General features: G+C 55.5%; 24 protein-coding genes. 14 read left to right on the top strand and 10 right to left on the bottom strand.

The window, feature by feature from the left end; translation table 11 throughout:
* From K3T82_RS38090 to K3T82_RS48450, 3 genes are all read left to right on the top strand, one after another.
* Window positions 1-1,088: helix-turn-helix domain-containing protein (locus K3T82_RS38090; RefSeq protein ID WP_220198731.1), on the top strand; the 1,088-nt coding region annotated here is incomplete at its 5' end.
* Between the two features lie 256 nt (window positions 1,089-1,344).
* Complete coding sequence (locus tag K3T82_RS38085) at window positions 1,345-2,094, top strand: molybdopterin-dependent oxidoreductase (RefSeq protein WP_236031814.1); 750 nt, start codon at window positions 1,345-1,347, stop codon at window positions 2,092-2,094.
* Window positions 2,095-2,108: 14 nt separating this feature from the next.
* Complete coding sequence (locus K3T82_RS48450; RefSeq protein ID WP_236031813.1) at window positions 2,109-2,435, top strand: molybdopterin-binding protein; 327 nt, start codon at window positions 2,109-2,111, stop codon at window positions 2,433-2,435.
* A 116-nt stretch (window positions 2,436-2,551) separates the two neighbouring features.
* Here the strand turns inward: K3T82_RS48450 and K3T82_RS38080 are convergent, their stop codons facing one another.
* Both K3T82_RS38080 and K3T82_RS38075 read right to left on the bottom strand, forming a co-directional pair.
* Window positions 2,552-2,902, bottom strand: coding sequence for a hypothetical protein (locus K3T82_RS38080; RefSeq protein WP_220198730.1), 351 nt, complete (start codon window positions 2,900-2,902; stop codon window positions 2,552-2,554).
* A 5-nt stretch (window positions 2,903-2,907) separates the two neighbouring features.
* Window positions 2,908-3,318: an NfeD family protein gene (locus tag K3T82_RS38075; protein ID WP_220198729.1), complete on the bottom strand. Its 411-nt coding sequence runs from the start codon at window positions 3,316-3,318 to the stop codon at window positions 2,908-2,910.
* Between the two features lie 324 nt (window positions 3,319-3,642).
* Between K3T82_RS38075 and K3T82_RS38070 the strand changes: the two genes are divergently transcribed.
* Both K3T82_RS38070 and K3T82_RS38065 read left to right on the top strand, forming a co-directional pair.
* Window positions 3,643-4,335, top strand: coding sequence for a response regulator transcription factor (locus K3T82_RS38070; protein WP_220198728.1), 693 nt, complete (start codon window positions 3,643-3,645; stop codon window positions 4,333-4,335).
* Entirely contained in the window at window positions 4,332-5,849 is a 1,518-nt protein-coding gene (locus K3T82_RS38065) for a sensor histidine kinase (protein WP_220198727.1), read from the top strand. Before K3T82_RS38070 ends, K3T82_RS38065 begins: the two co-directional genes overlap by 4 nt.
* A 118-nt stretch (window positions 5,850-5,967) precedes the next feature.
* Here the strand turns inward: K3T82_RS38065 and K3T82_RS38060 are convergent, their stop codons facing one another.
* On the bottom strand, window positions 5,968-6,984 hold the full coding sequence (locus K3T82_RS38060) for a GNAT family N-acetyltransferase (protein ID WP_220198726.1): 1,017 nt from the start codon (window positions 6,982-6,984) through the stop codon (window positions 5,968-5,970).
* A gap of 135 nt (window positions 6,985-7,119) precedes the next feature.
* On the opposite strand from K3T82_RS38060, the gene K3T82_RS38055 reads away from it, so the two are divergent.
* From K3T82_RS38055 to K3T82_RS38045, 3 genes are all read left to right on the top strand, one after another.
* Window positions 7,120-7,941 (top strand): DeoR/GlpR family DNA-binding transcription regulator, encoded by an 822-nt coding sequence (locus K3T82_RS38055; protein ID WP_220198725.1) that lies wholly within the window; start codon window positions 7,120-7,122, stop codon window positions 7,939-7,941.
* A 95-nt stretch (window positions 7,942-8,036) separates the two neighbouring features.
* Window positions 8,037-8,582: a hypothetical protein gene (locus K3T82_RS38050; protein WP_220198724.1), complete on the top strand. Its 546-nt coding sequence runs from the start codon at window positions 8,037-8,039 to the stop codon at window positions 8,580-8,582.
* Between the two features lie 195 nt (window positions 8,583-8,777).
* Entirely contained in the window at window positions 8,778-9,866 is a 1,089-nt protein-coding gene (locus K3T82_RS38045; protein ID WP_220198723.1) for a uroporphyrinogen decarboxylase/cobalamine-independent methonine synthase family protein, read from the top strand.
* A 190-nt stretch (window positions 9,867-10,056) separates the two neighbouring features.
* On the opposite strand, the gene K3T82_RS50465 is transcribed toward K3T82_RS38045, so the two are convergent.
* Window positions 10,057-11,139 (bottom strand): HD domain-containing protein, encoded by a 1,083-nt coding sequence (locus tag K3T82_RS50465; protein WP_420799388.1) that lies wholly within the window; start codon window positions 11,137-11,139, stop codon window positions 10,057-10,059.
* Window positions 11,140-12,084: 945 nt separating this feature from the next.
* On the opposite strand from K3T82_RS50465, the gene K3T82_RS38035 reads away from it, so the two are divergent.
* The gene (locus K3T82_RS38035; RefSeq protein WP_236031812.1) at window positions 12,085-12,546 is read left to right on the top strand and encodes a hypothetical protein; all 462 of its coding nucleotides are present in this window, start codon (window positions 12,085-12,087) and stop codon (window positions 12,544-12,546) included.
* 164 nt (window positions 12,547-12,710) lie between these two features.
* Here the strand turns inward: K3T82_RS38035 and K3T82_RS38030 are convergent, their stop codons facing one another.
* Window positions 12,711-13,325: a TetR/AcrR family transcriptional regulator gene (locus K3T82_RS38030; RefSeq protein ID WP_220198721.1), complete on the bottom strand. Its 615-nt coding sequence runs from the start codon at window positions 13,323-13,325 to the stop codon at window positions 12,711-12,713.
* A gap of 185 nt (window positions 13,326-13,510) precedes the next feature.
* Here K3T82_RS38030 and K3T82_RS38025 point away from each other — a divergent pair, with 185 nt between their 5' ends.
* Window positions 13,511-14,245: an SDR family oxidoreductase gene (locus K3T82_RS38025; protein WP_220198720.1), complete on the top strand. Its 735-nt coding sequence runs from the start codon at window positions 13,511-13,513 to the stop codon at window positions 14,243-14,245.
* A gap of 50 nt (window positions 14,246-14,295) precedes the next feature.
* On the opposite strand, the gene K3T82_RS38020 is transcribed toward K3T82_RS38025, so the two are convergent.
* Genes K3T82_RS38020 through K3T82_RS38005 form a run of 4 tightly spaced genes read right to left on the bottom strand, consistent with a single transcriptional unit; the run spans window position 14,296 to window position 18,678 of the window.
* Window positions 14,296-14,877 carry a YdeI/OmpD-associated family protein gene (locus K3T82_RS38020; protein WP_220198719.1) on the bottom strand — a complete coding sequence of 194 codons (582 nt, stop codon included), beginning with the start codon at window positions 14,875-14,877 and terminating at the stop codon, window positions 14,296-14,298.
* Window positions 14,878-14,932: 55 nt separating this feature from the next.
* Window positions 14,933-15,373: a hypothetical protein gene (locus K3T82_RS38015; RefSeq protein WP_220198718.1), complete on the bottom strand. Its 441-nt coding sequence runs from the start codon at window positions 15,371-15,373 to the stop codon at window positions 14,933-14,935.
* Between the two features lie 54 nt (window positions 15,374-15,427).
* Window positions 15,428-16,579 (bottom strand): hypothetical protein, encoded by a 1,152-nt coding sequence (locus tag K3T82_RS38010; protein WP_220198717.1) that lies wholly within the window; start codon window positions 16,577-16,579, stop codon window positions 15,428-15,430.
* Window positions 16,580-16,608: 29 nt separating this feature from the next.
* Window positions 16,609-18,678, bottom strand: a complete 2,070-nt coding sequence (locus tag K3T82_RS38005) for a PLL family lectin (protein WP_220198716.1) — start codon at window positions 18,676-18,678, stop codon at window positions 16,609-16,611.
* Window positions 18,679-19,072: 394 nt separating this feature from the next.
* Here K3T82_RS38005 and K3T82_RS38000 point away from each other — a divergent pair, with 394 nt between their 5' ends.
* The gene (locus tag K3T82_RS38000) at window positions 19,073-19,789 is read left to right on the top strand and encodes a hypothetical protein (RefSeq protein WP_220198715.1); all 717 of its coding nucleotides are present in this window, start codon (window positions 19,073-19,075) and stop codon (window positions 19,787-19,789) included.
* A gap of 100 nt (window positions 19,790-19,889) precedes the next feature.
* Here the strand turns inward: K3T82_RS38000 and K3T82_RS37995 are convergent, their stop codons facing one another.
* On the bottom strand, window positions 19,890-20,693 hold the full coding sequence (locus tag K3T82_RS37995) for a class I SAM-dependent methyltransferase (RefSeq protein ID WP_220198714.1): 804 nt from the start codon (window positions 20,691-20,693) through the stop codon (window positions 19,890-19,892).
* Window positions 20,694-21,464: 771 nt separating this feature from the next.
* On the opposite strand from K3T82_RS37995, the gene K3T82_RS37990 reads away from it, so the two are divergent.
* The 3 genes from K3T82_RS37990 to K3T82_RS37980 all read left to right on the top strand — a co-directional run bounded on the left by K3T82_RS37990 (window position 21,465) and on the right by K3T82_RS37980 (window position 25,111).
* Complete coding sequence (locus tag K3T82_RS37990) at window positions 21,465-23,072, top strand: N-acyl-D-amino-acid deacylase family protein (RefSeq protein WP_220198713.1); 1,608 nt, start codon at window positions 21,465-21,467, stop codon at window positions 23,070-23,072.
* A 215-nt stretch (window positions 23,073-23,287) separates the two neighbouring features.
* Window positions 23,288-23,893 carry an HAD family hydrolase gene (locus K3T82_RS37985; protein ID WP_220198712.1) on the top strand — a complete coding sequence of 202 codons (606 nt, stop codon included), beginning with the start codon at window positions 23,288-23,290 and terminating at the stop codon, window positions 23,891-23,893.
* 417 nt (window positions 23,894-24,310) lie between these two features.
* Entirely contained in the window at window positions 24,311-25,111 is an 801-nt protein-coding gene (locus tag K3T82_RS37980; protein WP_220198711.1) for a class I SAM-dependent methyltransferase, read from the top strand.
* The last annotated feature ends 11 nt before the right edge of the window (window positions 25,112-25,122 follow it).

Here is a 25,122-nt window from a genome sequence, read left to right as displayed (position 1 = left end):
CACTCATTGTGGACATAAAATATGTCATTGTGGGCCTAAAAATGCTAGAATTTTCGCAGATTCTCAAAAAGGAACGTACAATACGAGGCTGGTCCCAGGCAATGATGGCGCAAGAGCTTGGCACGACGCCAAACACCGTAAGCGCCTGGGAGCGCGGCCTTAGCCTACCTTCACCCTACTTTCGCACGAAACTATGCGAACTGCTCGGCAAGAACGCCATCGAATTGAACCTGATATCAGAGGATGAGCAGGAACAGGAGACCCAACTCATAGCAGACCCACAGCCGCCAGAGCCAGTTCCCATCGTTCTGAGTACAACTCATACCACCTACGAAAAGCTAACCCCGTCCTCTGAAAAGGTGAAGAGCGCCAGCCTTCCAAAACGTATTCAAGCATCGTGGTGGACCAAAAAGCGGTGGCTAGTTGCCGTGGTGAGTGCGCTCCTGGTCGCGCTAGTAGTCGGGGGTGGCACCTTCTACCTGCTGCCAGGACTACTCGCTCCAACTAATCCCTATGGTGGTCGAGGCTCGTTAGCCGTCAATGACACGCTCCAACAACAAAGCACGGCGCTAAACTGGCAGGAGGGCTGGAACGAGAATCGGGCCGCATGCCAGTTTAAGCAGGGCGCATACTATTCCTATCAGCCGCTTGAGGGCTACTTCCATGCCTGTATCGCCCAGGGCACCAACTTCACGAACTTCGCTTACGAGGTAGACATGGTTCTACTTCAGGGGGACTATGGCGGCATTATCTTCCGCGCTATCGATAGTGCGGCCTCAAAATACTATTATTTGCGAATCTACGCGGACGGCTCCTATATGCTCAAGCGCTATGTGAGCAAAGCCGACGACGATGCCTACTTGCTACACCAGGGGCGAGCAACATCCTTCAAGGCAGGCTATGGAAAGCACAATCAGATAGCAGTGGTCGCTGAAGCCAACCAATTAAGCGCATATGTCAATGGAGAGAAGCTTGTAACGGCAAATGACGCGGCCTATGGGCATGGTCAGATTGGCGTCTTCGCGGGCAACGACAACCACACACCCGCCGAAGCAGCCTTCAGCAACGCTCGCGTCTGGTCCTGGTAATAAATAAAGTAAGCGCAGGCAAATGCTCTGCGCTTACTCATCCTCTTAGAGCGCGGCTAAGCTCGTCCGCTCTCGATCCATAATGCCAAGAGGCTGAAGCTCCGCACCTACATATGAAAGAACTCAAGCCTTCCCTGCAAGCTCTCTCTATAATGAACAGGCATAGCTAGCAAGCCAACAGTATACTTTATATGTATATGTCACGAACACTGACAGGAGAGCCCCAGAAGCGGGATGGATAAAGGAGAAGGCTAGCATGAACGACCCATCTACACGCACTCTCGGCATTGTCTATCAGGAGCAGCCATACAACGCGGGTACGCCCCTGCCACAGCTATGTAGCTCATTTGTTACACCACAGGAACGCTTCTTTGCCCGGAGCCACGGCAATACACCCACGATTGATAGCGAGAGCTACCGTCTGCATATCACGGGCAACGTGCGCAACTATTTAGAGCTCTCGCTCGCGGAGCTACGTAATCGCTTCCCCAGCTATACGGTCATGGCGACACTGCAATGCACAGGTAGCCGCCGCAAAGAACTGGCAGAGCTACGCCCCATCCCAGGCGAACTTCTCTGGGGCGGCGAACCCATTAGCAACGCCATCTGGCGCGGCGTCGCCCTGCGCGACGTCCTGGCGGCGGCAGAGATCGAGCCGGAGGCCCGTTACGTAGCCTTCGCTGGTCTGGACGAGGTTTTGAAGGATGACGAACAGGTTGGCTTCGGTAGTTCTATCGCGCTTGAGAAGGCCCTTTCCCCTGAAGTGCTACTGGCCTATGAGATGAATGATCAGCCGCTCACTCCTGAACATGGCGCTCCCCTGCGCGTCATCGTTCCCGGCTATATTGGCGCGCGCAGCGTCAAATGGCTAGGCGCGATCACCCTCCAGAGCGAGCCCTCACATAACTACTTCCAGGCCAAATCCTATAAGCTCTTCCCCTCCTATGTCACCGAGGCAGCAAAGGCTGACGCGAGCCAGGGCCAAACACTCGAAGCCCTCCCCTGAACTCGGTCATATGTGTGCCTGAGAACGGCGAGACCCTCCCGGCGGGACCGCTCTCCATACGCGGTTATGCCATGACTGGTGGAAGCCATCCCATTGAACGTGTCGAGATCTCCACTGATCGAGGTGTTACCTGGACAAATGCGCGCATTACCGAGCGCGCCGACCCCTGGTCCTGGTGCTTCTGGGAGCATACAGTCGACCTCCCGAAGGGAGAGCATATGCTCTGCGTTCGCGCCTACGATACCGCTGGTCGCAAGCAACCAGCCGACAGACGCCAGGTGTGGAATCTCAAAGGCTACGCCAATAACGCCTGGCATCGCATCCATGTCACTATACGATAGAGAGGCGGCGCAGGCTCAAGCTCTGCGCCTCTATATGCCCTCTAAGCACTATTGTTGCTGTTACCGTGAAAACATTGAAGTCCATCTACACCATTTATTTGTTTTCGCGAAACATTTTAGATTAGGGCGGAGATGCGGAGGTGGCGGATTGAGCGCTCAAGCCAGGATCGCTCGGCCTCTAGCATGGTGCCTATATGGTCAAGCGTGAGCATGTGCATCACATCATTACTCTGATCCTGGCACTCTAACCACTCTTGCGAACGCGTGATGAGCTCGCGCCGCTCCTGCAAGACTGTGAGGGCTTCGTCCGGTGTGAGCAGGGAGAGAAAGGAGAGCCCCAGATCAACCTGATTGATCTCCTGCGCCCCATGCTTTCCCGACTGGATGTAGCGACCATACAGGTCAAGGAAGTGATGTCGCTCGTCCTCCAGCATTCCAGGTGGGCAGAAGCAGATGGTTTGCCACATCACCTTTACTCCTGAGTGGTTGATATGCCCGAGACGGCAACCTGAGGTTGTTTGTGACCTCTAACTTTCAGGAAGTTCCTTCCCATGAAACCAATAATCGCGAGCGCGCCCAGGCCCACCAGCAGATGCGCGACCCGAATCAGCCAGTGCAGATCACCAACCAGAAGAGTCATTTGGGACATCCCGAAAATGGGCAGGATCAGCGCGTACACGATGCCTACGATTCCCAGCACCCGGCAGCCCTTGGTAAAGGCAAGAATAATTCCCAGGATGAGCATTGAGAGCGTCACCAGCAGGCCCGCGAGCATATGGAATGATATGACATTGGCCTGAAAGATCCAGTACGACAGCCCCAGGAGCAGCGCTATAAGACCTACCAGACCACCTATCCAGTGTAAAGTTTTTACCGCAATCATTTGTGCTATACCTTTCTTCCCTATGCATGAGTTCGAATGTATGCACAGTGTACCCGGAGCGAATGACAGGGCCATGAATATTTCGCCCTGATTCTGTCACCGTTTTGTCATCTTCTTATGCCATAATATGGTTACAGAGTAGAGTGCAATAAAGACCCCTCGCCGCCTGCGGTGGCTCGCAAGGGTCAAGGGTGTCGGCGGGTTTGCCGATGGCAAACCCGCCGACACCCTTGACCCCTATGAAGCGCTCTAGCGCTGAGAGGTCTCAGCCAGGTAGGGATATGGACACATGTATAGACAGAGACATAATAGGAGCGCGAGCATATGCGAATACTGGTCGTCGAGGACAACTACCGCCTCAGCAATTCATTAAAAACTAACCTGGCGCATGAGGGGTATAGTGTGGACACGGCCTATGACGGGCAGGAGGGGCAAGACCTCGCCGAGTTGACGCCCTATGACCTTATCATTCTGGATATCCTGTTACCAAAGAAGGATGGTCTTGAAGTCTGTCGCGAGCTACGCCGCCGCCGCATCCATATTCCCATTCTTCTACTCACGGCACGCGATGGAGTGGATGATCGCGTGCAAGGGCTGGACTGTGGCGCGGACGATTATCTAATCAAGCCCTTCGCTATGCGTGAACTTCTCGCGCGCCTGCGGGCCCTGCTACGCCGTCAACAGCCCTTTAAAAGTGGGAGGCTGGTCGCGGGAAGTCTGGTTGTTGATCCTGTAACCCATACCGTCGAGCGCGAGGGAACACCCATTGAACTCACGCCACGCGAGTTTGCTCTGCTTGAATATTTCATGTACCATCCCAATCAGGTCGTAACGCGCGATATGATTGAGCAACACATCTGGAACTATGACTTTGAGTGTAACTCCAACGTCATCGATGTCTACGTGCGCCGTCTCAGACGTAAGATTGACGCGCCATTCGCGGTCCAGCAGTTGAATACCATCCGTGGCGTTGGCTATCGCCTTGATGCTCCAAAGCAAAAGCAGGAGGAGGCATGAAATCGCGCTCCTTTCTCACCTCTTGTGCCTTCTTCTTCTCTAGCGTCAGATTGCGCCTGACCCTCTGGTATCTCGCGTTCATCGCGTTTCTGATGTGTCTTTTCGGCGGCAGTCTCTACGGAACACAGGCCTATCTAAGCTCAGACGCCATCAATGCTCGCCTGGATACCCAGCTCTACCAGGACGCCCAGCAATTGCGCGATGTTTATCGCACGGCTTTGCTGCGGAACGTACAACCCAACACACAAACGGTCCAGCTCTCTTCCAATGAATTTGTGCTCTTGCTCGAACCCGATACGACAATGCTAGATATGCGTGGTACATTACCAGCGAATATTATTCAGCAACTTCAGATGAGGGCTGAGGGCAATCAGACCCTCTTCGATATCAGTATCCCTGATCAGGGTTCTTCGTCATCTGGTGAGCGTCGAGGGTGGTCGTGGAACTGGCATTCTGAGCCCGGTTATCGTATCTTGATGACGCCAGTGCTTAATGGGCAGGAGCGAGTCGGGGTCCTCTTCGTGGGCCTGCCCCATAGTTTTTCGATTCCTATTGTCACTATTTGGATGTGGCATGGCTTTATGGGGCTGCTTGTTGCCGCCATCGGAGGCTACTGGCTGGCTGGCAAGTCGCTGCGACCCGTGAAGATGATTACGCGCACCGCGAACGAGATTAACGCGACCGACCTGCGCCGCCGCTTGAATCTCAAGCGCCGCGACGAATTTGGTGAACTTGCCGCGACCTTTGACCAGATGTTAGCACGCCTGGAAGCAGCTTTTAAGCAGCAAGCCCGCTTCACCGCCGATGCCAGCCATGAGCTACGCACCCCCCTGACAATCATCAATCTGGAGATCAATCAGGCACTCACCCAGGCGAGCACCCCCGAGGAGTATCAGCAGGCCCTTGAGCAAATCCAGGTAGAGAATGAACAAATGGCTGCTATCGTCAATAGTCTGCTTCTCCTGGCGCGTGCGGACGCGGGACAAATTGCCTTGCAACAGGAGGAGGTAGACCTGAGCGATATCGCGCTCGCCAGTGTCGAGCGGCTGCTCCCCCTCGCTCAGCGTAAGGATATCACCATCTCGACAGGAGAATTGCCAGAATTAATCGTCCAGGGCGACCCTCACCACCTGGGAAGTATGCTTACCAACCTGATTGAGAATGCCATTAAGTACACAAGTGGCATTGGCAAACATGTTCATGTAGAACTGGCTCGCGAGGGAGAGAGGGCAGTCGCGCGCGTGCGGGACGACGGACCCGGCATCGCTAGTGATCATCTCCCCTTCCTATTCGACCGCTTCTATCGCGTGGACAAAGCTCGCACGCAGAAAGGGACCGAGGAGCCAGGGGGAACCGGGCTGGGACTCGCGATAGCTCAATGGATCGTCCAGACGCACCACGGCGAGATCCGTGTCCATAGCACCATCGGCTCAGGCTCCCTCTTTGAGGTCTACCTCCCCCTGCAACCAGAAGGTGCCGCCAAACCGGAGTTAACTTGCGATAACAAAAAATGACAGAGATGATCGTGAAAATGTTGCTGCGACAGCAAAGCGGGAGCGTGAGCATTTCTCCAATGCTCACGCTGAATTCTTCCCATATGTAGCCGCGTCGCTTTAGCAGCGGCAATGGTCATTAGCGGTCTTTGAGGATGCGTTCATCGAGGCGGCGTGTCAGGCGATAGGCTACGGGTCGCCATCCCCGGTGGGACCAGAAGCGAGAGGAGAGCAGGTTGGTCGCGCGCCAATCGGTAAGGCAGTAAGTATAACCGCTGGCGTGATCTTCGGCGAGTCCGCGAGCGGTAAGGGCGCGACCCACACCGCGCCCGCGCTCATCCTGGCGCGTCGCGGCGAAGCCAAGGAAACTACAGCGCTCGGGAACGATCATCTCGCCGATACCGCGTGGTGGTCGAGCGGGCAAATAGATTTGGATGCCAGCACAATGTCCGTCCCGCACCGCAAGCCATGTCTTCCATTCGGGATTCGCAAGTTCCTCTAATGTATCTTGCCGGGACTCTTCCCTATCGTAGGGAATGAGGACAGAATAAACCGGCGATTGGGCCTGATGCTCTGGAAGAACATCATCAAGCTCGGACGCGAGATCGATGTCGGCAGGGGTAGCCCGGCGAACCTCAAGCGTAGGATCAACGGGAAAGTCGAAAGCCGAAGCGGGAGCGGTCTCGCGTAGGGCATAGACCTGCTCCTTCCCGAAGCTCAAATTAAACCACGCTTCTATTGCTTCTTGATCTGAAGCCGGGAGATTAGCGACATGATAGAGGCATCCGAGTGCGACCCAGGTAGGGGAAAGGGCCGCGTAAAGGTCGCGATAGAGTTCGGCACCATAGGCGCGATCAATGGCATGCCCGGCATACTCTACCCACACGCTACGTCCCCAGACCTCATCAATCTTGGGAGTGCCGATCAGGTAGCCAATCAGCTTGCCATCATGGCGGGCCATAACCCCTCCCGCGCTCACACCATCAATCGTTGATGCCTCCCACGCCTTTTCCAGGGCTACGCGAGCCTCTGAGGGGTTGGAATAGCGCTCGGGAAGCATAGGCTCACGCGCGCAATCCTCCTGGTGACGGCGCGCAAGCAAGACAGAAGCCTCTTCAAGATCAGCCTGACTAAAAGGTTTGATTTGCATATGCATACAGTAGTATGCTCCTTTCGCTAATTAATAGCTCAAGTATAACATTACTATCACTTTTCTGACGACAGCGATTGACAGCCCGCGATGAGCTATGATATAAGAGAACGAAAGATGAGGGCCACGAAGAGCTTACATATGGAAAACAGACGAAATAAAACGGAAGAGAACGAAACAATTGCTGAAGAGCCAGGGCTTTTCAGTCCCGAACGACGGCAGCAGATCATGCGCGTGCTAGAGCGTGAGCAGCGAGCTACTGTCGCGGAACTTAGTCGCCTCTTTTCTGTCTCAGAGGTCACTATCCGCAAGGATCTGACATGGTTGGAGACCCAGGGGCTGGCCCTACGCACACATGGCGGCGCGATCCCCAATACCAGCGCTGTCAACGAGATAGGCTACGCTGAACGCGAGCAGTTGCGTCGGAGTGAGAAGCAGCGCATCGCCAGGGCGGCGGCGAGCTATGTGCAGGATGGCGATACTGTCGTACTCGATGCCAGTAGCACGACGCTGGCGATGGTCCCCTATCTAGGAGCAAAGCAAGAATTGACCATCGTCACCAATGGCGTCCGCACCGGCATGGAGCTTTTGCAGTTTCCAGGTATCTCAGTTCTTATGCTTGGCGGCATGTTGCGGCGCGAGTCCGCATCGCTTGTCGGCAACTGGGGTCGGGCGCTACTTGAACAGGTCAACATTAGCAAAGCCTTCGTAGGCGCGCGGGGCCTGACCTTAAGCGCGGGTCTGACCGATGTCAACAGCGAAGAGGTCGAGATCAAACGTGCCATTGTTGGCGCGGCAAAAGAGGTCATTGCCGTGATTGATTCCAGCAAGTGGGGCCTTGTAACGCTGGCAACCTTCTGCCCCCTGGAACGCCTCACGCGCATTATTACCGATCCCCTGGCTCCACCCACAATGATCCAGCAAGCACGCGACCTGGGCATCGATGTGCAACTTGTGGGATAAGTAATGTTGCAACAGAGGTAAACGCGGCTACATATTAGCGGGGTCTTTGCCTGAACGTACCGCTATCGACGAACACCAGAAAAGGATGATTCGACATGGAAAGTCAGGAGATCGAGCGCTATTTCGAGGATCTGGGGGACGAATTGGAGCGGCGCGCCTTCAAGGAACCAGTGCGCATACTCCTCGTCGGCGGAGCCTTCATGCTGCTTACCCTCAAGAATCGCAAGGCAACCGAAGATGTAGATGTCGTCCTGCTTGATATTCCCGACTCCACGAACGCCACGCCGCAGACCAAAGCCTTCCAGGCGGCGGTGCGGGCCGTTGCGAGCAAGCACCATTTAAAGCGCAAGTGGATGAATGACGACGTAGCTTACTTTATCAAAGATATGGCTCCTGATCCCCAGCCTAGCCTATGGCGCAAGTTTAAATCCCTCCACGCGTACCTTCCCCCACGCGAGTATATCCTGGCACTCAAGCTGATGGTCTTTCGCCAGAAGGATATGGATGATGTGCTGGCTCTGCTGGCGGAACTAAATATTACCACGCGCGAGCAGGCCCAGGACATCGTGGACCGCTTCGTCCCCGATCCTCGCTGGCAAGAAGAATATGTCCTTGACGATACTCTCGATACTCTGTTCTAGTTGAAACCCTTTGAATTGAAGCAAACATGATTATATTTGGGTGTAGAGAGGGACGAATATAGTCAGAATCAGGCTGCTTCGTAATATATACTACTGAGTAATACCAGGATTTATTCTGGTTGCCATAAAAAGTATTTGCCGACTCCGCCACGTGATTCCACCACACGCTAATAAAGAACAAACGGAGGTATATATATGGTCCATGAGCAACTTACCGGCGATAAAGCTACTTCAACAAGCCTACCACACGGATCGCATCTCGTTGGAAGCATCCCTCTGGGAACAACCGAGGACGTATTTCGTGATACCAGTGCTATCATGGGAGACCGTTTGACCCGTCTTCCTGACGGCGAGACGGGAGAGCGCTACAACTGGATTGTCTGGCAATATCCCTTCCTCGCGCAGAATCCATATTTTGAGGAAGTTCCTGCCAACCTTCAAAGGTATGGACAACTACCTCGTGTAAAGCTGCGCCCCGATGTCTCGCCTGAAGAGGCCCATATCGATGATCTGGGATACGCGAAAGCGGCGAAAGAGTCATACAAGCTTTTCGCCCAGATGAAAAAGGAAGGCACCATCCCGGCGAGCTATCGCTTTCAGGTAAGCCTGCCGACACCGCTCGCGACTGTAGCGACCTTTGTTGAGCCCGAAGATCAGGGAAAGATTGACCCCATTTATACAGTGGCCTTGCTGGCTGAGCTCAATGACATTCTCGCGACCGTGCCACATGATGAACTGGCGATTCAGTGGGATGTCGCAACGGAGTTTCTCTTGCTTGAGAAGGCCGGAGGCCCTGGCTATACCTATTTCTTGAAAGAGCAAACTGAGATCCTCCCGCGCCTGATCGAGCTTGGGAAACAGGTACCAGCCCAGGTTGAGGTAGGTTATCACCTCTGCTATGGCGATGCCGGGCATAAGCACTTTGTCGAGCCAAAGGATACAACATTACTGGTCGAGGTTGCCAATGGCATTGCCGCTGGCTTAGAACGGGATCTGAACTGGATCCATATGCCTGTACCGCGTAATCGTACCGACGAGGAATACTATCAACCGCTGCGAAACCTGAAGCTCCATCCTGAGACGAGGCTCTACCTGGGGCTTGTACATTTCGAGCCAGGGGATCAGGTTGAAGAGGCGCTAGAAGAGGCCAAGCAGAAAATCGGCGTCGCTCAACGCATGGTTTCCCATTTTGGCATCGCTACCGAGTGCGGCATGGGTCGCCGTACAAAAGAGACCGTGCTGACACTCTTACATATGCATCATGAGCTAACTGCTGCCGAGTAAGCAATTGAAAGTATCCTATTGCGGGGGGAATTGATTAAGCTCTTGCATATGTAGGCGCAGAGCTTTAGCCTGCGCAGGGCTCTCCGCTCACTTGTTCTGCCGTCCGCTGTAGGAGCGAATTTTGCCTCAGAATACGCAGAGGGCGGTGGACACGCAGCAATGCTGCGAGCCGCCGCCCTCTGTATGTGCCTTAGCGTCCCTGAAGGACGCTCATGAGGCTAGATGATGCGCGCTCCGGTGAGAGCGCCTCCTCCAGGTCCCCATCGACCAGCACACGGACCTTGCGCGGGTCCTTGTGTTCCTCGGTCCACTCTGTCACCTCACTCCAGGGAGTGAGAGACCCATCGTCATACCGTACGAGCAGGTCGATTTTGCCCTTCGAGAGCCTGACCGGCACGTCGACAAGCACCTTGTGCGCCGCGACGCCCCATACTTCAGGGAGGATGCGCGCGACATCGCGCACTCCCTCCGCGCTCAGGTTGACCATCTTGTGGTAGCCAGCGTCCTCGGGCCCCCACTCAATGAGGGGGCGGTAGAGCCTGCCTTCCCTGATCCCGTTCGCCAAGTCGCGGGCCTCCGATACACCCGACGATGCGAGCTGGTCAAGCAGCTCGTTGTCGCCAAGCCGCCGCAGCGCCGAGTTGGACAGCGGGCTATCGTCGGCTCGGTCGCCGCGTACGAGTTCGGTGGCACGCACCGTCATCGCTTCAGCGGACCTGATCTGCCAGGAGTGGGATACTCCCCGCAGCTTGCCGCGCAGGAGCAAGGCGTCGCTCAGCGGCTTGATCCCCTTGGGCGTAATAACGATGCCACGCTCCATTTCGTACACACCCTCGTGGATGCGCATGGAGCTGAGCAGCTTCTCGATGGGGGCCCACTCCTCGGGGGTGCGCCCGCACAGCCAGGCATCGCGGCCCAGGTACTCCATTCGGTCCGCGTCGAACCCCAGCGTGTCGGCGCTGAGGAGCGAGTGGAGGAGCATGTCCTCCTGCTGCTGGTAGCCTCCCTCCGGAGGCACGATCAGCTCGGCGATGCGCCTGGGTGAGAGGCCCCACCTGCGGAGGATCGCCCCAATCTGGGGGTCTTCCAACAGGATGATTGTGCCGTTGTCTTCGTGGTCGATCAGCCCCCGCACGGCCTCCAGGCTGTGCGAGAAGGGCCAATGGCCCAGGTCGTGGAACAGGGCCGCAGCCTGGATGCTCCGCAGACTGACTTCCGAGATGTCGCTGAGACCACCCGTGAGCTGGAGCTGCTCGATGACGCGCGTGAGCATGTACCACGTTCCACGGCTGTGCTCCGCGCGGCTGTGCGAGACTCGGCTATCGAGAAGGTATCCCACGAATCCCATCTGCCTGACCCACCACAGTCGGCGGAAGGCAGCGGTGTTCATGAGGTCACACACGAACTGGGGAACTTCAAACCACTTCTGATAGAAGCGGTCGTAGTACTGCGCGGCTTCGCGCCCGTACGACATGTTTCTCCTAAGAGGTGAAAGGGATAGGCTATGCGAGCTAGACACTCGCAATGCCTCTTGGTACTACGGCAAACTATTCCTGTTAAGCAGGAAGCGCTTGCTAGGGCTCTACCTCTTCAGGACATTTACATGTTGTTTCCTTCCGTGCGTTGAGTGGACTTTATAGAAATAGAGTGATTATCACCGCCAATTCTGCTAGACACATGCTAGCGATCCCAGGAGGATCACCAGCTATGTCACTCAGGCTTGCTTGCCATGAGAGCCAAATGGTAAATACCCGAGCCTTCGGCTACGAGAGTATTTGGCATTACCAAACGTCTCGACCCTGGTGGCATCAAGAGCGACATGTCAATAACACCCTCCTTATAGCACACTTTTTAGCCAAATACAATGAAGCTTTACGGATATGTCGGGCCTGACAATCCGCCTTACGTACGGCTCCGGCTGGCTCTGAGAGCCTGTAAAGAAGAAACGTAAGGGCGGCAGAAAGGAATACGCGCATAAGCAAGCAATGGGTAATTCGTCTATTACAAATTTTGGCAGATTTTGATGAAAGTCAGATTGTGAGGTACATTCGATTCGGGGGCAAGAAATTCCCAAATTATTCTTCTGGAAAGGGGGTAAAGCGCTCGCTAAAGCTGAGCGTCTACATATGAGAGCCGCGTCGCTTCAGCTGCGGCACCGCTGGAAGGTTCCATTATGACTACTATCAATTCAGCATGTTACGTGCTACAATGAGTAGAGATGGTTCTTTACAATGCATTGGGGGGAACGATGAAACTAGCGACCCAACTACAAACAATGAACGTATCATACAAGGAGATACGCGCCGGAGAAGATCCCTGGATACCACTGGGGAATTTTATGAATGACTTCTTTGGCAATTACCCCGAACGGCGTGAGGAACTGGTACGCGAACCCCTTGAAGAGCCTGTGGAGATGACGCCTGATCTCTGGCGCTGGACCGTGTTCTGCGCGGCTTCCGTCGAATATCTCTGCCAGAAGTACGATCTCCCTTGCCCTGCCTGGGCAATGAATCCCCTCTATACCTTGGACGAGCCCTGGTACTACTCGCTAGGCTCGCACAAAGAAAGCGTGCGTGAGCGCCTGCGCCAGCAGACGCCCCCCGCCTTTACACGCCGCAATATCTTCTGCGGTAGCCGCATGTTCGTCAACAAATATGAGCGTAGCCGAGCACTCGTCTGAGCGCGAAGCGCTAGCCGCCAATCAGGCGGCGTTGACGAGTGTCTATCAATCTCAGCCGTGCACTCGTCTGAGCGCGAAGCGCTAGCCGCCGATCAGGCGGCGTTGACGAGTGTCTATCAATCTCAGCCACTCACTCGTCTGAGCATCGACGAGTGAGTGGTAATCTATTCATCCCTGGCTTGCCGCAGCACGAAATCAGTGAGTTGGCGTGCGAAGGCGTTATTGAGCGGGGCATGCTGGTTGAGCAGGCGATACCACATAGGGCCGTAGAACATATCGAGCAGCAATTCCAGATCGGTGTTGGGTGCCAGCTCCCCACGCTCGGCACCACGCTCAAGCAATGCCAAAAGCGATTGGCGGCGGGCGTGTATAAAGGTTCGTCGAAACTCTTCGCCAAAGGCCGGATCAAGCTGAGCTTCTGCCATCAAACCTCGTACAGTCTTCGCCGCTCCTTCATTTAGCAGGCGGAAGGTCGTCTCTAGAAATGCCAGTACATTCTCATGCAGCGTGTGGTTATCTGGTAGTGGGTTATCTAAAGCAGCCTGCTTCGCGAATGCCTCAAGCACGACAGCAGCCTTTGAAGGCCACCAGCGATAAATAGTCTGCTTGCCTACGCCAGCCAGCGCGGCGATAGATTCAATGCTCAAAGCCGCGTACCCTCTCTGCTCAAGGATCGTGAGCGCAGCCCGCAAGATGGCGTCATGAGCTTGCTGACTACGGCGGCGTGCCGATAGCGGCCCTGATCTTTCTTTATTAGGCTGCTGTTCTTCTCCTGACAATGACTAAGCCTCCCCTCTCATCTGTTTGCTCTTATCCTCACTCTACAAACGACTTGACAATACGCCACGTGCCGTGTACAATTTGATTCATATACGAGACGGTCCGTCTCGTCTCGCACAAAGTATATATGATATGTGTCGCAGAATGCAATAGAGAGAAGAATGAAGCTAAAAGGAGTAGAGCAATGAACCTATCTGGGCAGCGTGTGATAATTCTGGGGGGCGCGTCAGGAGTAGGACTGGCTACGGCGAAGTCTCTGGTAACGCAGGGCGCGAATGTTATCATCGGTGGTCGTCAGGCGGAGAAGGTGAAACAGGCGGTTGCGGAGGTAGGTGAGGGAGCGAGTGGTGAGGCTGTTGACGCGGCAGACTCAGAGCAGTTACGGACCTTCTTTCAACGCGTGGGCAAATTCGATCACCTTGTGCTCACACTTAGCGGCGGAGCAGGAGCCGGACCACTCCGTACACTAGAGATGGATGCGCTAGGTAAGGGCTTCGAGGGCAAGTTCTGGCCCCAAATAAGGGCAGCTCAGGCCAGTCTGGAGACGATCAGGCGCGATGGCTCAATTACCTTCGTGACAGCCATATCGGCTCGCAATTCTATGCCGGGAACGGCAGGTCTGGCGGCGATCAATGGCGCGCTCGAAGCGATGGTACCTCCCCTGGCCTCCGAGTTGAGGCCCTTGCGCGTCAACGCGGTCTCGCCTGGTATTATCGCGACACCCTGGTGGAATATCATGCCAGAGAAGCAGCGTGTGGCTTTCTTTAAGGAATCGGCGGCGGCGACCTCAGTAGGTCGCGTTGGTGAGCCTGAGGATGTAGCGCTCTCCATTGTCTACCTGATCCAGAATGGCTTTGTAACCGGGTCCGTACTTGAGTGCGATGGCGGTCTAAGGCTGGATAATTCGGTCCAACTTTAGCGACGAATATTTGAGGGCTGCGCTTCGTTAAAAACGCAGCCTTCAACTTGTTAGGGGTAAATCTTCTGACCCTGATTGAGCATGACGATGAACTTCTGGATATGTGCGGCGCGCGTCTCAGGCTTCTTCGTCGTCTCCACACGGTGAATGATGGCAAAGCGGTTGCGGCTATTCAGGCTGTCGAAGAAGGCTTGTGCTTGAGGGTTGCGCTCAAGTTCAACTTGCAGATCAGGGGGAATACTACTCTTACTTTGGGAGGTGTAGGCTGCATCCCAGCGTCCATCGGCCTGAGCCAACTCTACCTGACGGAGACCAGCCGCTTGCATGCGACCACTGGCGATAAGCTTCTCGATGTGCTCGCGGTTGACTTTTGACCAGATGCTACGGGGACGGCGTGGTGTGAACTTCTGGAGCCAGTATTGCTCGTCGACAGTGGCCTTCTGTCCGTCAATCCAACCATAACAGAGGGCAACCTGAAGCGCCTCCGCATAGGTGATGGAAGGGATGCCGCTCTGCTTCTTGGCGAGCTTGAGCCAGAGGCCTGGTGTATCAGCATGATGCTCAGCCAGCCATGTTTCCCAGCTTTGCTCGTCGGCGAATGCGATGGTGGAAATTTGTTCAGCTTTCTTCATGCCTACCATTATACCTCAATTCCACATTCCTCAATAGGGAGAGGATCATGGAGCATCAGGCTTCGATGAGTGTGATGCTGACCTCGTAAGATGCTCTGGGGCTTCCGCCGGTCGATAAGCTAATAATCTGGCTATGCAGGTTGAGGATGCGCTCCTGATATGTGTCGAAGTGGACAGAGACAGAACTCCCGTTGAGAGGGTCAACGAAGTTGATAGTGGTGCCGATGCTGCTGATAAAGCTGGCGCGCAGAGCATCGCGGTACTGCTGTCCGCTCAGGGTGACGTTGGCTCCATCGTAGCGCTTGAGTTCGTTTATGCATAGCAGCGTCATCTCCCAGATGCGCTTGCCTGGCCCCAGATCGACGTAGGAGTTTCCACCGTCGGCGCGCAATGTCACCTGTCGGTTGCGTGGCTGGCGCATCTGGTATGTTCCCGGCTTGACGAAATAGCCAATCCCGTCAAGAATGATCTCGCAGTCGAGGCCGATCTGTGCCATGCGCGCTCCCCTTCCAATAATATAGATCTTGCTCCACTTTATTCTGAAGCAAGGCTAGACGCGCCACCAGCGCGGATGAATCCTCCCCCAATTGGTATGTGAAATCGAAGAGACAGCACGCTGGCGCTTGATCTCTTCCAGGCGCTGCTGAAATTGCTTCATGCGATTCTGGGAAGCGCGCAGCCACGCGCTGGGAATCGCGGTATCGTCGAAGCGATCATTGACGCCACCGTTCTGGAAGGCGAAGTTGTCGTTGGTGGGCGTCTGATAGGCTTCGAGCGCGTAGGCGCAGGCTCCCAGGGTAATGATGTCGCAATGGATTTCCGGAACGGTGCAGCCCTGCGCGTCAAGCTGGTGGCGCGTGGCGTAGAAGATCCGCATGAGGATTGTGTTATCGCGGGGTAGCTCGGCATCGCTCAGGGCGAGCGTGAAGGCGGGTGCATTCGCCCCAAGCGCGCTCGCGGCCCTTCCGGCGCCACCCATACCGCCCATGTTGCCGCTCGATGCCAGGGCGTTCGCGCCATCATAGAGTCCGCTATACTCGGCGAACGCGCGGGAACGCGCGGGCCAGAGCATAACGCCAGAGGTGTTAAGGACCGGCACACCCGGCGTACTGGCGATGCTGGCATCGCTGGTGCTATCCGTATAGCTGGTCGTGGTATTGTCCGCGAGCGTCGCGAGCAGCGTGGGTATGTTGCCATTAGCGGATGTGCGGTAGAGGTTGCGCCCGATGACAGAGTTGTTGCTATTAGCGCTCGCGGTTGGGATATTCGTCAGGTTTACAACCTGGTTGCCGCTTGTGGTGGTGATCTGTGTGAGTGGGCTCGGTGTCGTCTCACCTCCCTGAGTGAGAAATGTCAGGGTATACTTATACAGCCCGAGTCCCAGTCCCGCGCCTGCCGCCAGGGCCAGGCTTGCGCCTGACGTGGGCGCGTTGAGTGTAGTGCCATATGCCTGAAGAGGATAGAGGACGCGCTCAAGCCAGAGCACAGGACAGTTCGCATTCCATGAAGCGGGATAAGGATAGGTGCGCTGGTAAGGCTGAGCCTGCATGTCCGCGTAGGCGATGTTAGGGTAATACTGAGAGTAGCGCTCGACCGCGCGGTCGATGGAGCGATCAAGGTCGGCGTTGCTCCAGCGCTGACTCGCACCCGCTGGATCAAAGAGGTCGAGCCTTACCGCGTTCTCGATATCGCTCAAGAGCATGGGTTTCTCCTTCTTTTGGCTTGGCGCGTCTAGAGTCCTTCCAACTCGATTGTATGGCGGAAGGTGGCATCCTGGGCGCTATAGTGGGCATTCAGGGTCTTGACGCGGAAGGTTCCGGCGCGGTCCGTGCCGAGCGGGGCGTTATAGTCGGTAAGCGTGATCGAGTCATAGAGTTGCAGGGCTGGATTAAGGGGAACGGTCACACTGTGGCGCACGGTGCCGCGCTGCTCGCGGTAGAGGAGTGACTGAGCACGGACGGCGCACTGGGCGGCGCTGGTGAGCTTGAGGTCCACCACGCGCCCAATACGCTCAACTCCGGTAAGCTTCATGCGCGTATTGTCGTAGGCTTCGCCCGTTGTGACCTGCCCAACAACAGTATTGCTTGGCGCGCTCCCAATGACCACGATTCGATTGGCTGGCTCGTCGCGCTCGCCCCGCTCGTCGTCGCTCCCCAGACTTAATGTCTCAATCTCAGGTTGGTAGCTCCACACAGAGGGATCGCCGGAGCTGAGTTCGCGAAACTGTACTGTCTCGCTCTGGTCGAGGAAGTAGGTGAGGTTATAGGTCTGCATGACCTCTTCCAAGGCGGTCCGCAGGGGGCGACTGGCTTGAAGAATAAAGAATGGGATGGTCTGCGTAAAACTGCTTGTGCCGGGTATGTTGACCGAGAGCAGCCCCGCACGTGCACAGATCTCCTTGAGCAGGAAGCTAATGCTCGCGCCCTGGTAGACCGTCTGGTATGAGTTGAGCATATCGAGCAGGCGCGTGGTGTCGTAGGCAATCACGTGGACGCGATTGCGGCCCGGAGCGCGCTCGAAGACCACTTGCCGGATACGCAGGGTCGTCGTTTGTACTGTCTCGGGGGTTGTGTGCCCCGCTCCCGTTTTATATCCCTCGCTGATGAGCAGGCTACTTCCAATGTTGAGTGGTTGGAAGCTTGTTGGCGAACCCACTTTCGTATTGAGCACGCCACTCGCGTTATCAAGCTCTATTTCGATACGCGCCGCTTGACCCACGCGCTCCTCGCGTTGATAGTTGAGGATCGCGCCCGAAATGTCCAGGTAGCGCGTGGCGTCGCTCTGGCTATAGGTGCTACGCTTATACGCCAGATTACACCCAATCAGATAGAGGGCGTCCCCAGGCCGATTGACCAGTGCCAGCCCAAAGCCCGCGTTAAAATTGGCCTCCTGCAAGACGGTGCCATTATTCCAATGAATGAAATCGGCGCTCTGGCGCACACGCGGGTAGGCATAGTTGAGCCCGGTGATACCTGCCGCGTCGTTATCAATATAGGTCAGGGTATAGACGCCATTAGACTCGCGCGTAACAAAGGGCGAGAGATGGGCCAGTCCGCCCGGAGTCGCGGGTACCAGGCGACCATTTCCCGACCAGACAGAGCCAGAAGGGGTATAATTGATGGTCCAGATCTCATATCCGGTCGAGTATATGATACGGTAGAGGCTGCTGGCGCTATCCCAATAGACCGCGAGACCCGCGCCACCACTGGTAGGCGTAAGGGGCCATGTCACCAGCGCGCCCCAGGACCCCGCGAAGAAGTATGCTCCCATCGCTGCTCCGCCCACCACATCGTATTGCAGAAAGATATCATTATTGCCCGCGCTACTCAGCCCCTTAATCGTCGCGCTACTGGGAGGCGTCCCTACCGTCGTAGGGCTCGCGCTCCATGTTACGCCGTTATCCGTCGAGGTCCAGCACCAGAGCATGGTACCGCCGCTCCCACGTTGCACGAAGGCTCGCAAGGTTCCCCCATTGTTAGAGACATACACAGCGGCATGAGCATTGATAAGGCCACTGGAGCCCGCGAAGGTAGTCCATGTGGTCCACTGGCTGGCAATGGTAGGATTGGTGATACGCTGATACTGGAAGGAAGTAAACGTCGCGGCATAGGGCGCGAGTACGCGAATGATCGAGCCATCATTGGCAACGCACGCGCTAAAGAAGTTCTGCGTCAACGCCGTATTCGCGGCAGGCACAGTATCGTAGCGTATGATGTGATCCTCGACCGTCGCGGAGACAACAGGGACGCGCGTATTTTCCCCCAGGGCTGCTGCCAATGTCGTCGTTAGAGTCCTTACCATCCCACATCCTCCCTTGCCACGCTCTAACATCACAACACATTTCATGTACCTATTCTTTCTGGGACCTCAAAAAGCGGTAATTGAAGCATGCGAGGTTTCGGCATAGAGGGGACATAAGCGCCAGGCAGGGGCGTGCTCCGCTTAAGAAATGAAATAGCACAAATACGAATTAGGGGGTTTGTTCTAAATAATTAGAAAATTTGTTCTAAAATCTATAGACATGCGCCATTTTTCCTGCTACAATCTCCTACGAGGACGCCGAAATACTCGGCTTTCACTCCCTACTATTAGAACGCATGGGCGTGAGAGATAGTTCCCGCGCCACCGTGGATCGTTGAGTAGAAGCCACGCTGAGGCATACGCCCGGCGTGCCTGCATGGAAAGGAGCAGACCGATGCGTGCAGCCAGCGCCGAGGAGCAGGAACAAACCCATCTCACCCAGCGTAGCCTCGTACGCCTTCGCCCATCTACGGGCCAGGTGACAAATTCGTCTCACAGCAAGTCAGAACGTAAGGTGGTACGGCCAGCCGTACAGCGCGCCTCTCGTGGACATGGAACAACCGATTCTCTACCCGAAATCGAGTATGCAACGACCGAAGATATCATCCCCACCACGAAATCGAAGCCGTCCGTAAGAAAAGCGCGTCAACGCACCCACCCGTTATTCTATATCGGCTGCGGCATGGTGGCAACGCTCCTACTCACTATGGGGCTTAGCCTCGCGCTAGGTTGGGGGCAGACGGCCCTCGACGATCTACGCTATGGTCGCCCCCGTACCTTTCAGATTGACGCTATGGTTGGGCACAACGAGCAAAATGGGCAACCCAGCCACTTTATCGCCATCAACCTCAATCGCCGCATCCAGATCATAGAGATATCGGGCGGGGATGCCGCCCACACCCACATCTACACCGGACCGCAGTTATACGGGCCAAATGATGATCTGGCACCCGTGACGCTACGCTTTCTCGATGTCAACGGCGATCATCGCCCCGATATGCTAGTAACCTTCCAGGGGTCACGCATTGCCTATATCAACGAGAAGGACGCCTTTCGTCCCGCCCTCCCCGCCGAACAATCCCAGATTGAGCGCGCGCTCCGCAACTCATAGATTGGAAGCAAAGCATATGCAGGCGCTAGAGGATAGCTCACGGCGCGGACGCACATGACCTGGCACAGGCTCAAGCTCTGCGCCTGCATATTGAGGCTCTTTATAGAGAGTCATCCTTACGAGCTACTACAAAGAACGTATGGAAGGTAACATCCAGGTGACCCTCACTGTGGAAGAGATCCTGGGCCGCGACGAGATGCTCAAAGTAGCGCTCGACGCTGAAGTCGAGGACCTCCCAGGGAATAGCCTTGAGGTAGTAGACGAGGGCTCCAAGATCGTTGAAGCGGGTGATGGCAAAGTGCTCGTACTGCTCTACTATGTGCCAGCCTGCCGCACGCAATTCAGCGACAGCATGGCGCAGATTCCAGGAAGTTTTCGTGGATGCCTCCCCATGCCCGGTAGGCTGTTTACGCGTGCCTAGCAGTTCATGAATGCGCAAGTTGGTCTGGTCACCAACTTGCTGAGTGACGAAGCAGTGCCCAGGCTTCAGGACACGCGAGACCTCACGTGGATCATAGCTTCCATGCCGGTTGATGACCAATTCCAGGGTATTATCTTGCAATGGGAGGCTCTCGCCTTCCACCTGAAAGACAGTCGCGCCGAATGGCTCTAGTAGCTGGCGCGCTCGCGTGAGGTTAGGAAGATAGGCTTCTGTGGCGTAGGCTTCTGGTATTGAGGACTGCTTGAGCAAGGTTGCGAAGAGGTCGCCGCCGCCCGTGCGCATGTCGAGGATGGATCGTACATCTCGCGCATATGCCTGGATGCTCGCACTATAATCCCACGGTCGAGGCTCTGGTGAGACATCTACGCGCCTGCCATCCAGGTAGGACCAATCCCAGTAGTCAAAATGGTGGTTGTATTCGTGGACAAGGTAATCGTAGAGAGCTTGGTGATCATTGTACATAGATTATTTCCTTCTCGCTCAGGTTTTCTCATACGTCATAAAAGGGATAACAAAAGGCCGTGAGCGCACCGCCCACGGCCTTTACACATTCTACCTGTTCTAACGCATCCACGCGGAAACATTCCTAAAAATAGGCAGAATATGGCCCTGGGCGGTGCGCTGGTTATTCTGTTTGTTTGCGCTCCTGGCTCCCATGAAGACCATATCTATCCGAACCTTTCCCATCAGAATGTCTCTCCTCGCGTCGGAGAAGGATACACTAAGCGTAACATGTGCTATCAATAGTGTCAATGGCAGCTTGGCTACTCACTAAGCTCACTATGAGTAATCCCGATGCCAAGAAAAAGGCTTGTAGAGCGGCAAAAGAGTATGTTATTCTAATGAGAATTTACTGCTTCCATAGAGTAGGTTTGGTAGCTTCCTGGGCTCCTCTATGGAGAGCATAAGAACAAACCCACCTCCATGTTCTACGCAGCCATGACATCACTCAGGGTACTGGGTGATCGAGCGCGCAATGGGGCCGTGCGGTATGTTCTGTAATGCTCTGGGATTCACGCAGAGATCCAGCGAGCCCATATCACCTTGAGAACGCTCGTTGTAGCCAATGCTCCGACGCAAGGATTGGAAAAAATACCCGACTATTGATTCTTCTAGCTATGCCCACTCATCGCATGCGATAGAGAACATGAAAGAGGTGATCACCACACATAGCGTGCGCTGCTCAACCGCAACCCCCAGCCAAAAGATCCGTTCTCCGAAAAGGGAGCAGTAATGCGTTACAGTCTCCTAATCCGCGGCGTAACGATCATCGACGGTACTGGAAAACCGCCGTTTGTCAGCGACGTCGGGGTGAGAGGTAGATACATCGTAGAAGTGGGGCCCAATCTCTTTGAGGATGCGCGGTACATCCTGAATGCCAAGGGGCGGGTCCTCATGCCTGGGCTCACCGACACGCACACGCACGACGACAACGCCCTACTCAAGCAGGGTCTTGTGAAGCCCAAGTTGCAACAGGGTATCACAAGTTCCGTCATAGGGAATTGCGGCTTCAGCCCCGCTCCCTGCGGACCTGAAACTGCGCAGCTCCAAGAACTGGCGGACCCCGTTCTGGGCAAGGGAGAGCCCTGGAACTACCCCTCCATGAGCGCCTGGATGCAGGCGCTGCGTCGATTGGGTCTGGGGCAGAACATCTCCGTCCTGGTAGGTCTCAGCGCGGTGCGATGCGCCGTGATGGGGTTCGCCAAACGTCCGGCACGCGAAGACGAGCTTCGGTCCATGGAGACGCTTGTCCATGAGGCCATGGAAGCTGGGGCAGCAGGGCTCTCGCTTGGTCTGATCTACGCCCCTGGCGCATGGACCGCCAAGGAGGAACTAATCCGCCTGGCGCGCGTCGTTGGCAGCTACGGCGGTGTCCTCGTACCGCACATGCGCAACGAGGCCGACGGCTTCCTCGACTCCATCAAGGAAGTACTGGAGATCGCCCGCGCGGCCAGGGTGGCATTGCACATCAGCCACCTCAAGCTCACCGGCCCGAACAACTGGGGAAGGATGGGAGAAGCGCTTGAGCTCATCGAGAGCTCCCGCGCGAATGGCATGGACGTGACCGTGGATGTCTACCCGTTCGACGCAGCGGGAGCCATTCCCTACTCCATGCTCCCGCCCTGGGCAATCGAGGGCGGGCTCAATGCCGCTCTGGAGAGGCTCGGAACCCCCGAGCAGTACCAGGCCATCTGTCGTGATCTGAGGCAAGGAATTCCGGGATGGGAGAACATCCTCTTCTCGGACAAGCCCGAAAACCTCCAGATCGTTCACATCCCGAATCCGGAGATCAAGTTCCTGGAAGGGAAGAGCATCGCCGAGGCCGCGAGCGTGTGGGGGAAGGAGATCCCCGAGACACTCTGCGACCTGATTCTGGCGACGAAAGGCGAGTTCACACTCGTCTCGCACTGCCTGAATCCGCGAGAGGTGGATATGGTCATCTCCAAGCCATATGCCATGATCGGCTCGGACGGCCTCCCCACGGACGAGGCCCTGGACCTGAAGTCACCTGGAAAGCCGCACCCGAGGCTGTACCAGACCACCACGGAGGCCATCCGGCGGGGGCTGGCGATGGGCATGCCCCTGGAGGAGATCGTCCGCAAGATGACCTCTCTCCCCGCCTGGCGCTTCGGTATGAAGGATCGGGGCACCATCGAGGTCGGCAAGGTCGCGGACTTCGTGCTCTTCAACATCAGGACGTTGAGGAGTGTGGCGACCTACCTGGAGCCGAAGCAGCACCCCAATGGGATCATCGCTGTCATCGTCGGCGGTAAACCGATAGTGAGAAACAATGTGATCCAATTCCAGCGAGCTGGCGAGGTGGTCGTACCTCGGCGGTAACCCGGCTCCGCATCGCGGAACACACTGATCATGTTGAGAGAGGGGACATGTCCCCTCTCTCAACGTGTCGGTACCCCCTCTTATCATCTTGCGTCACCTTACCATCTCCTCGCGTTCCTCTTGACATCCACATCGGCTCCTGCTAATATATCAACCACGGATATATCCACACATGATATAGATTGTTCCTTGATACGAAAAAGGAGTACACAGGTATGGCGATTAAAGCGGTGGTCTTCGATATTGGTGGCATACTGGAATTAACCCCACCAACAGGGTACGGCGCGCGCTGGGAGGCCAAACTAGAGCATGAACCAGGCGAACTAAACCGGCGGCTCGGCGATATCTGGCAGGCTGGCTCGCTCGGACACTGTACCCTGGCGGATGTGGAGCAAGCCATTGGGGAGCGCCTGGGAATGGATCGCCCGCAGGTCGAAGCCTTTATGGGTGATCTCTGGAAGGAATACCTGGGCGAGCTTAACGTCGAACTCGCGGACTACTTCCGCTCTCTGCGCCCCAGCTATCGAACCGCCATACTAAGCAATAGCTTCGTGGGCGCGCGCGAACGTGAGGAGGAGCTCTATCATTTTAGCGAGATGAGTGAGTTCATCATCTACTCTCATGAAGTTGGCCTGGAAAAGCCCGACGAGCGCATCTTTGCCCTTACCTGTGAGCGCCTGGGACTGGCGCCCGAAGAGGTAATCTTCCTCGATGACTGGGGGGAAGCTATCAAGGCTGCTAAAGCCTTTGGCATCCACGGCGTCCACTTCCAGACCAATGCCCAGGCTATCGCCGAGATCAATGCACTACTGGAAATCTAGTGCCACTGCTGAAGCGACGCGGCTACATATGGGCGTTGTAACAGAAAGTGCTGAATGATCCACCAAGTTCGCAAATACACGCTCCAACAGAAGCACTGGTACGGATAAATCTGAGCGAAACGCTCTACATCAGGCCTCTCTTCTGTAAACAGCAGATGTATCTTAAGCAAGATAGTTAAGTGAGATCAAATCTGCACATTTAAACGGGAATGTGCGATACTCCTCTTGAAGAAACTCATGGATGCTCATTCTTCGGAGAGTAAGCCTATGAGGCATATTGCGTGGGTGTGGTGCCACATATGTAGCCGCGTCCCTTCAGCAGCGGCGTCCCTGACAATCACATTTAACACTCCTCTTCAGGTATACTTGCTAATGTTGTATGTTTTCTGCTTTATCTGCTGGGAGGTAACAGACAAGATGACCCAAGAAAGAGCACGCCTGCGGGCCACATTCAACCAGGATGCCTTGCTATACGATCAGGCGCGACCGGGCTATCCTGAAGCCCTTTTTGACGATATCGTAGCGCTCACCTCTCTTCCTCCCAATGGCCGCCTCCTCGAGATTGGCTGTGGTACAGGACAGGCGACCCTTCCTCTGGCACGGAGGGGTTATCACATCCTCGGCATCGAACTTGGGGACAACATGGCTGCCGTTGCTCGCCGTAATCTCGCGCCATACCCCCATGTCAACATCCTCACAGAGGCCTTTGAAGACTGGCAATTGGAAGAGGAAGTCTTTGATCTCGCCTATTCCGCGACCGCTTTTCATTGGATTGATCCCGCAATCTCCTTTCAGAAAACAGCGCGAGCGCTCAAGCCTTCTGGGACCATCGCCCTGTTCTGGCATGTACACGTCCAGAGCGAGGCTTCTCAGGGCTTTTTTGAGGAGGTCGAGCAGATCTATCGACGACTGGTCCCAGAGCAGCAGGAGAAATATGGTCAGCTATTCTGGCCCCATGAGATCCGGGAGCCAGTGAAGGCCGAAATAGAGCAGACGAACCTCTTCCGTGATGTGTCAGTACATCGGTATCTATGGGACGTTACTTACGATGCCGCCAGCTATCTTCGCTTGCTTGATACCTATTCCAACCACAGGATATTAGAGCAGCAGCAACACGACCGTCTCTTTCAAGAGATTGTTGATTTGATCAATTCGCGCTATCATGGGCGCATCACCAAAGGCTACCTTGCTCTCCTATATATAGCGCAGCGAAAATAAGCGCCAGTTTG

The sequence above is a fragment of the Ktedonospora formicarum genome, from assembly GCF_016587355.1.
GTDB lineage: Bacteria > Chloroflexota > Ktedonobacteria > Ktedonobacterales > Ktedonobacteraceae > Ktedonobacter > Ktedonobacter formicarum.
The sequence above is the reverse complement of the archived record's forward strand: the minus strand, read 5'-3'. Positions and strand labels throughout refer to the sequence as shown.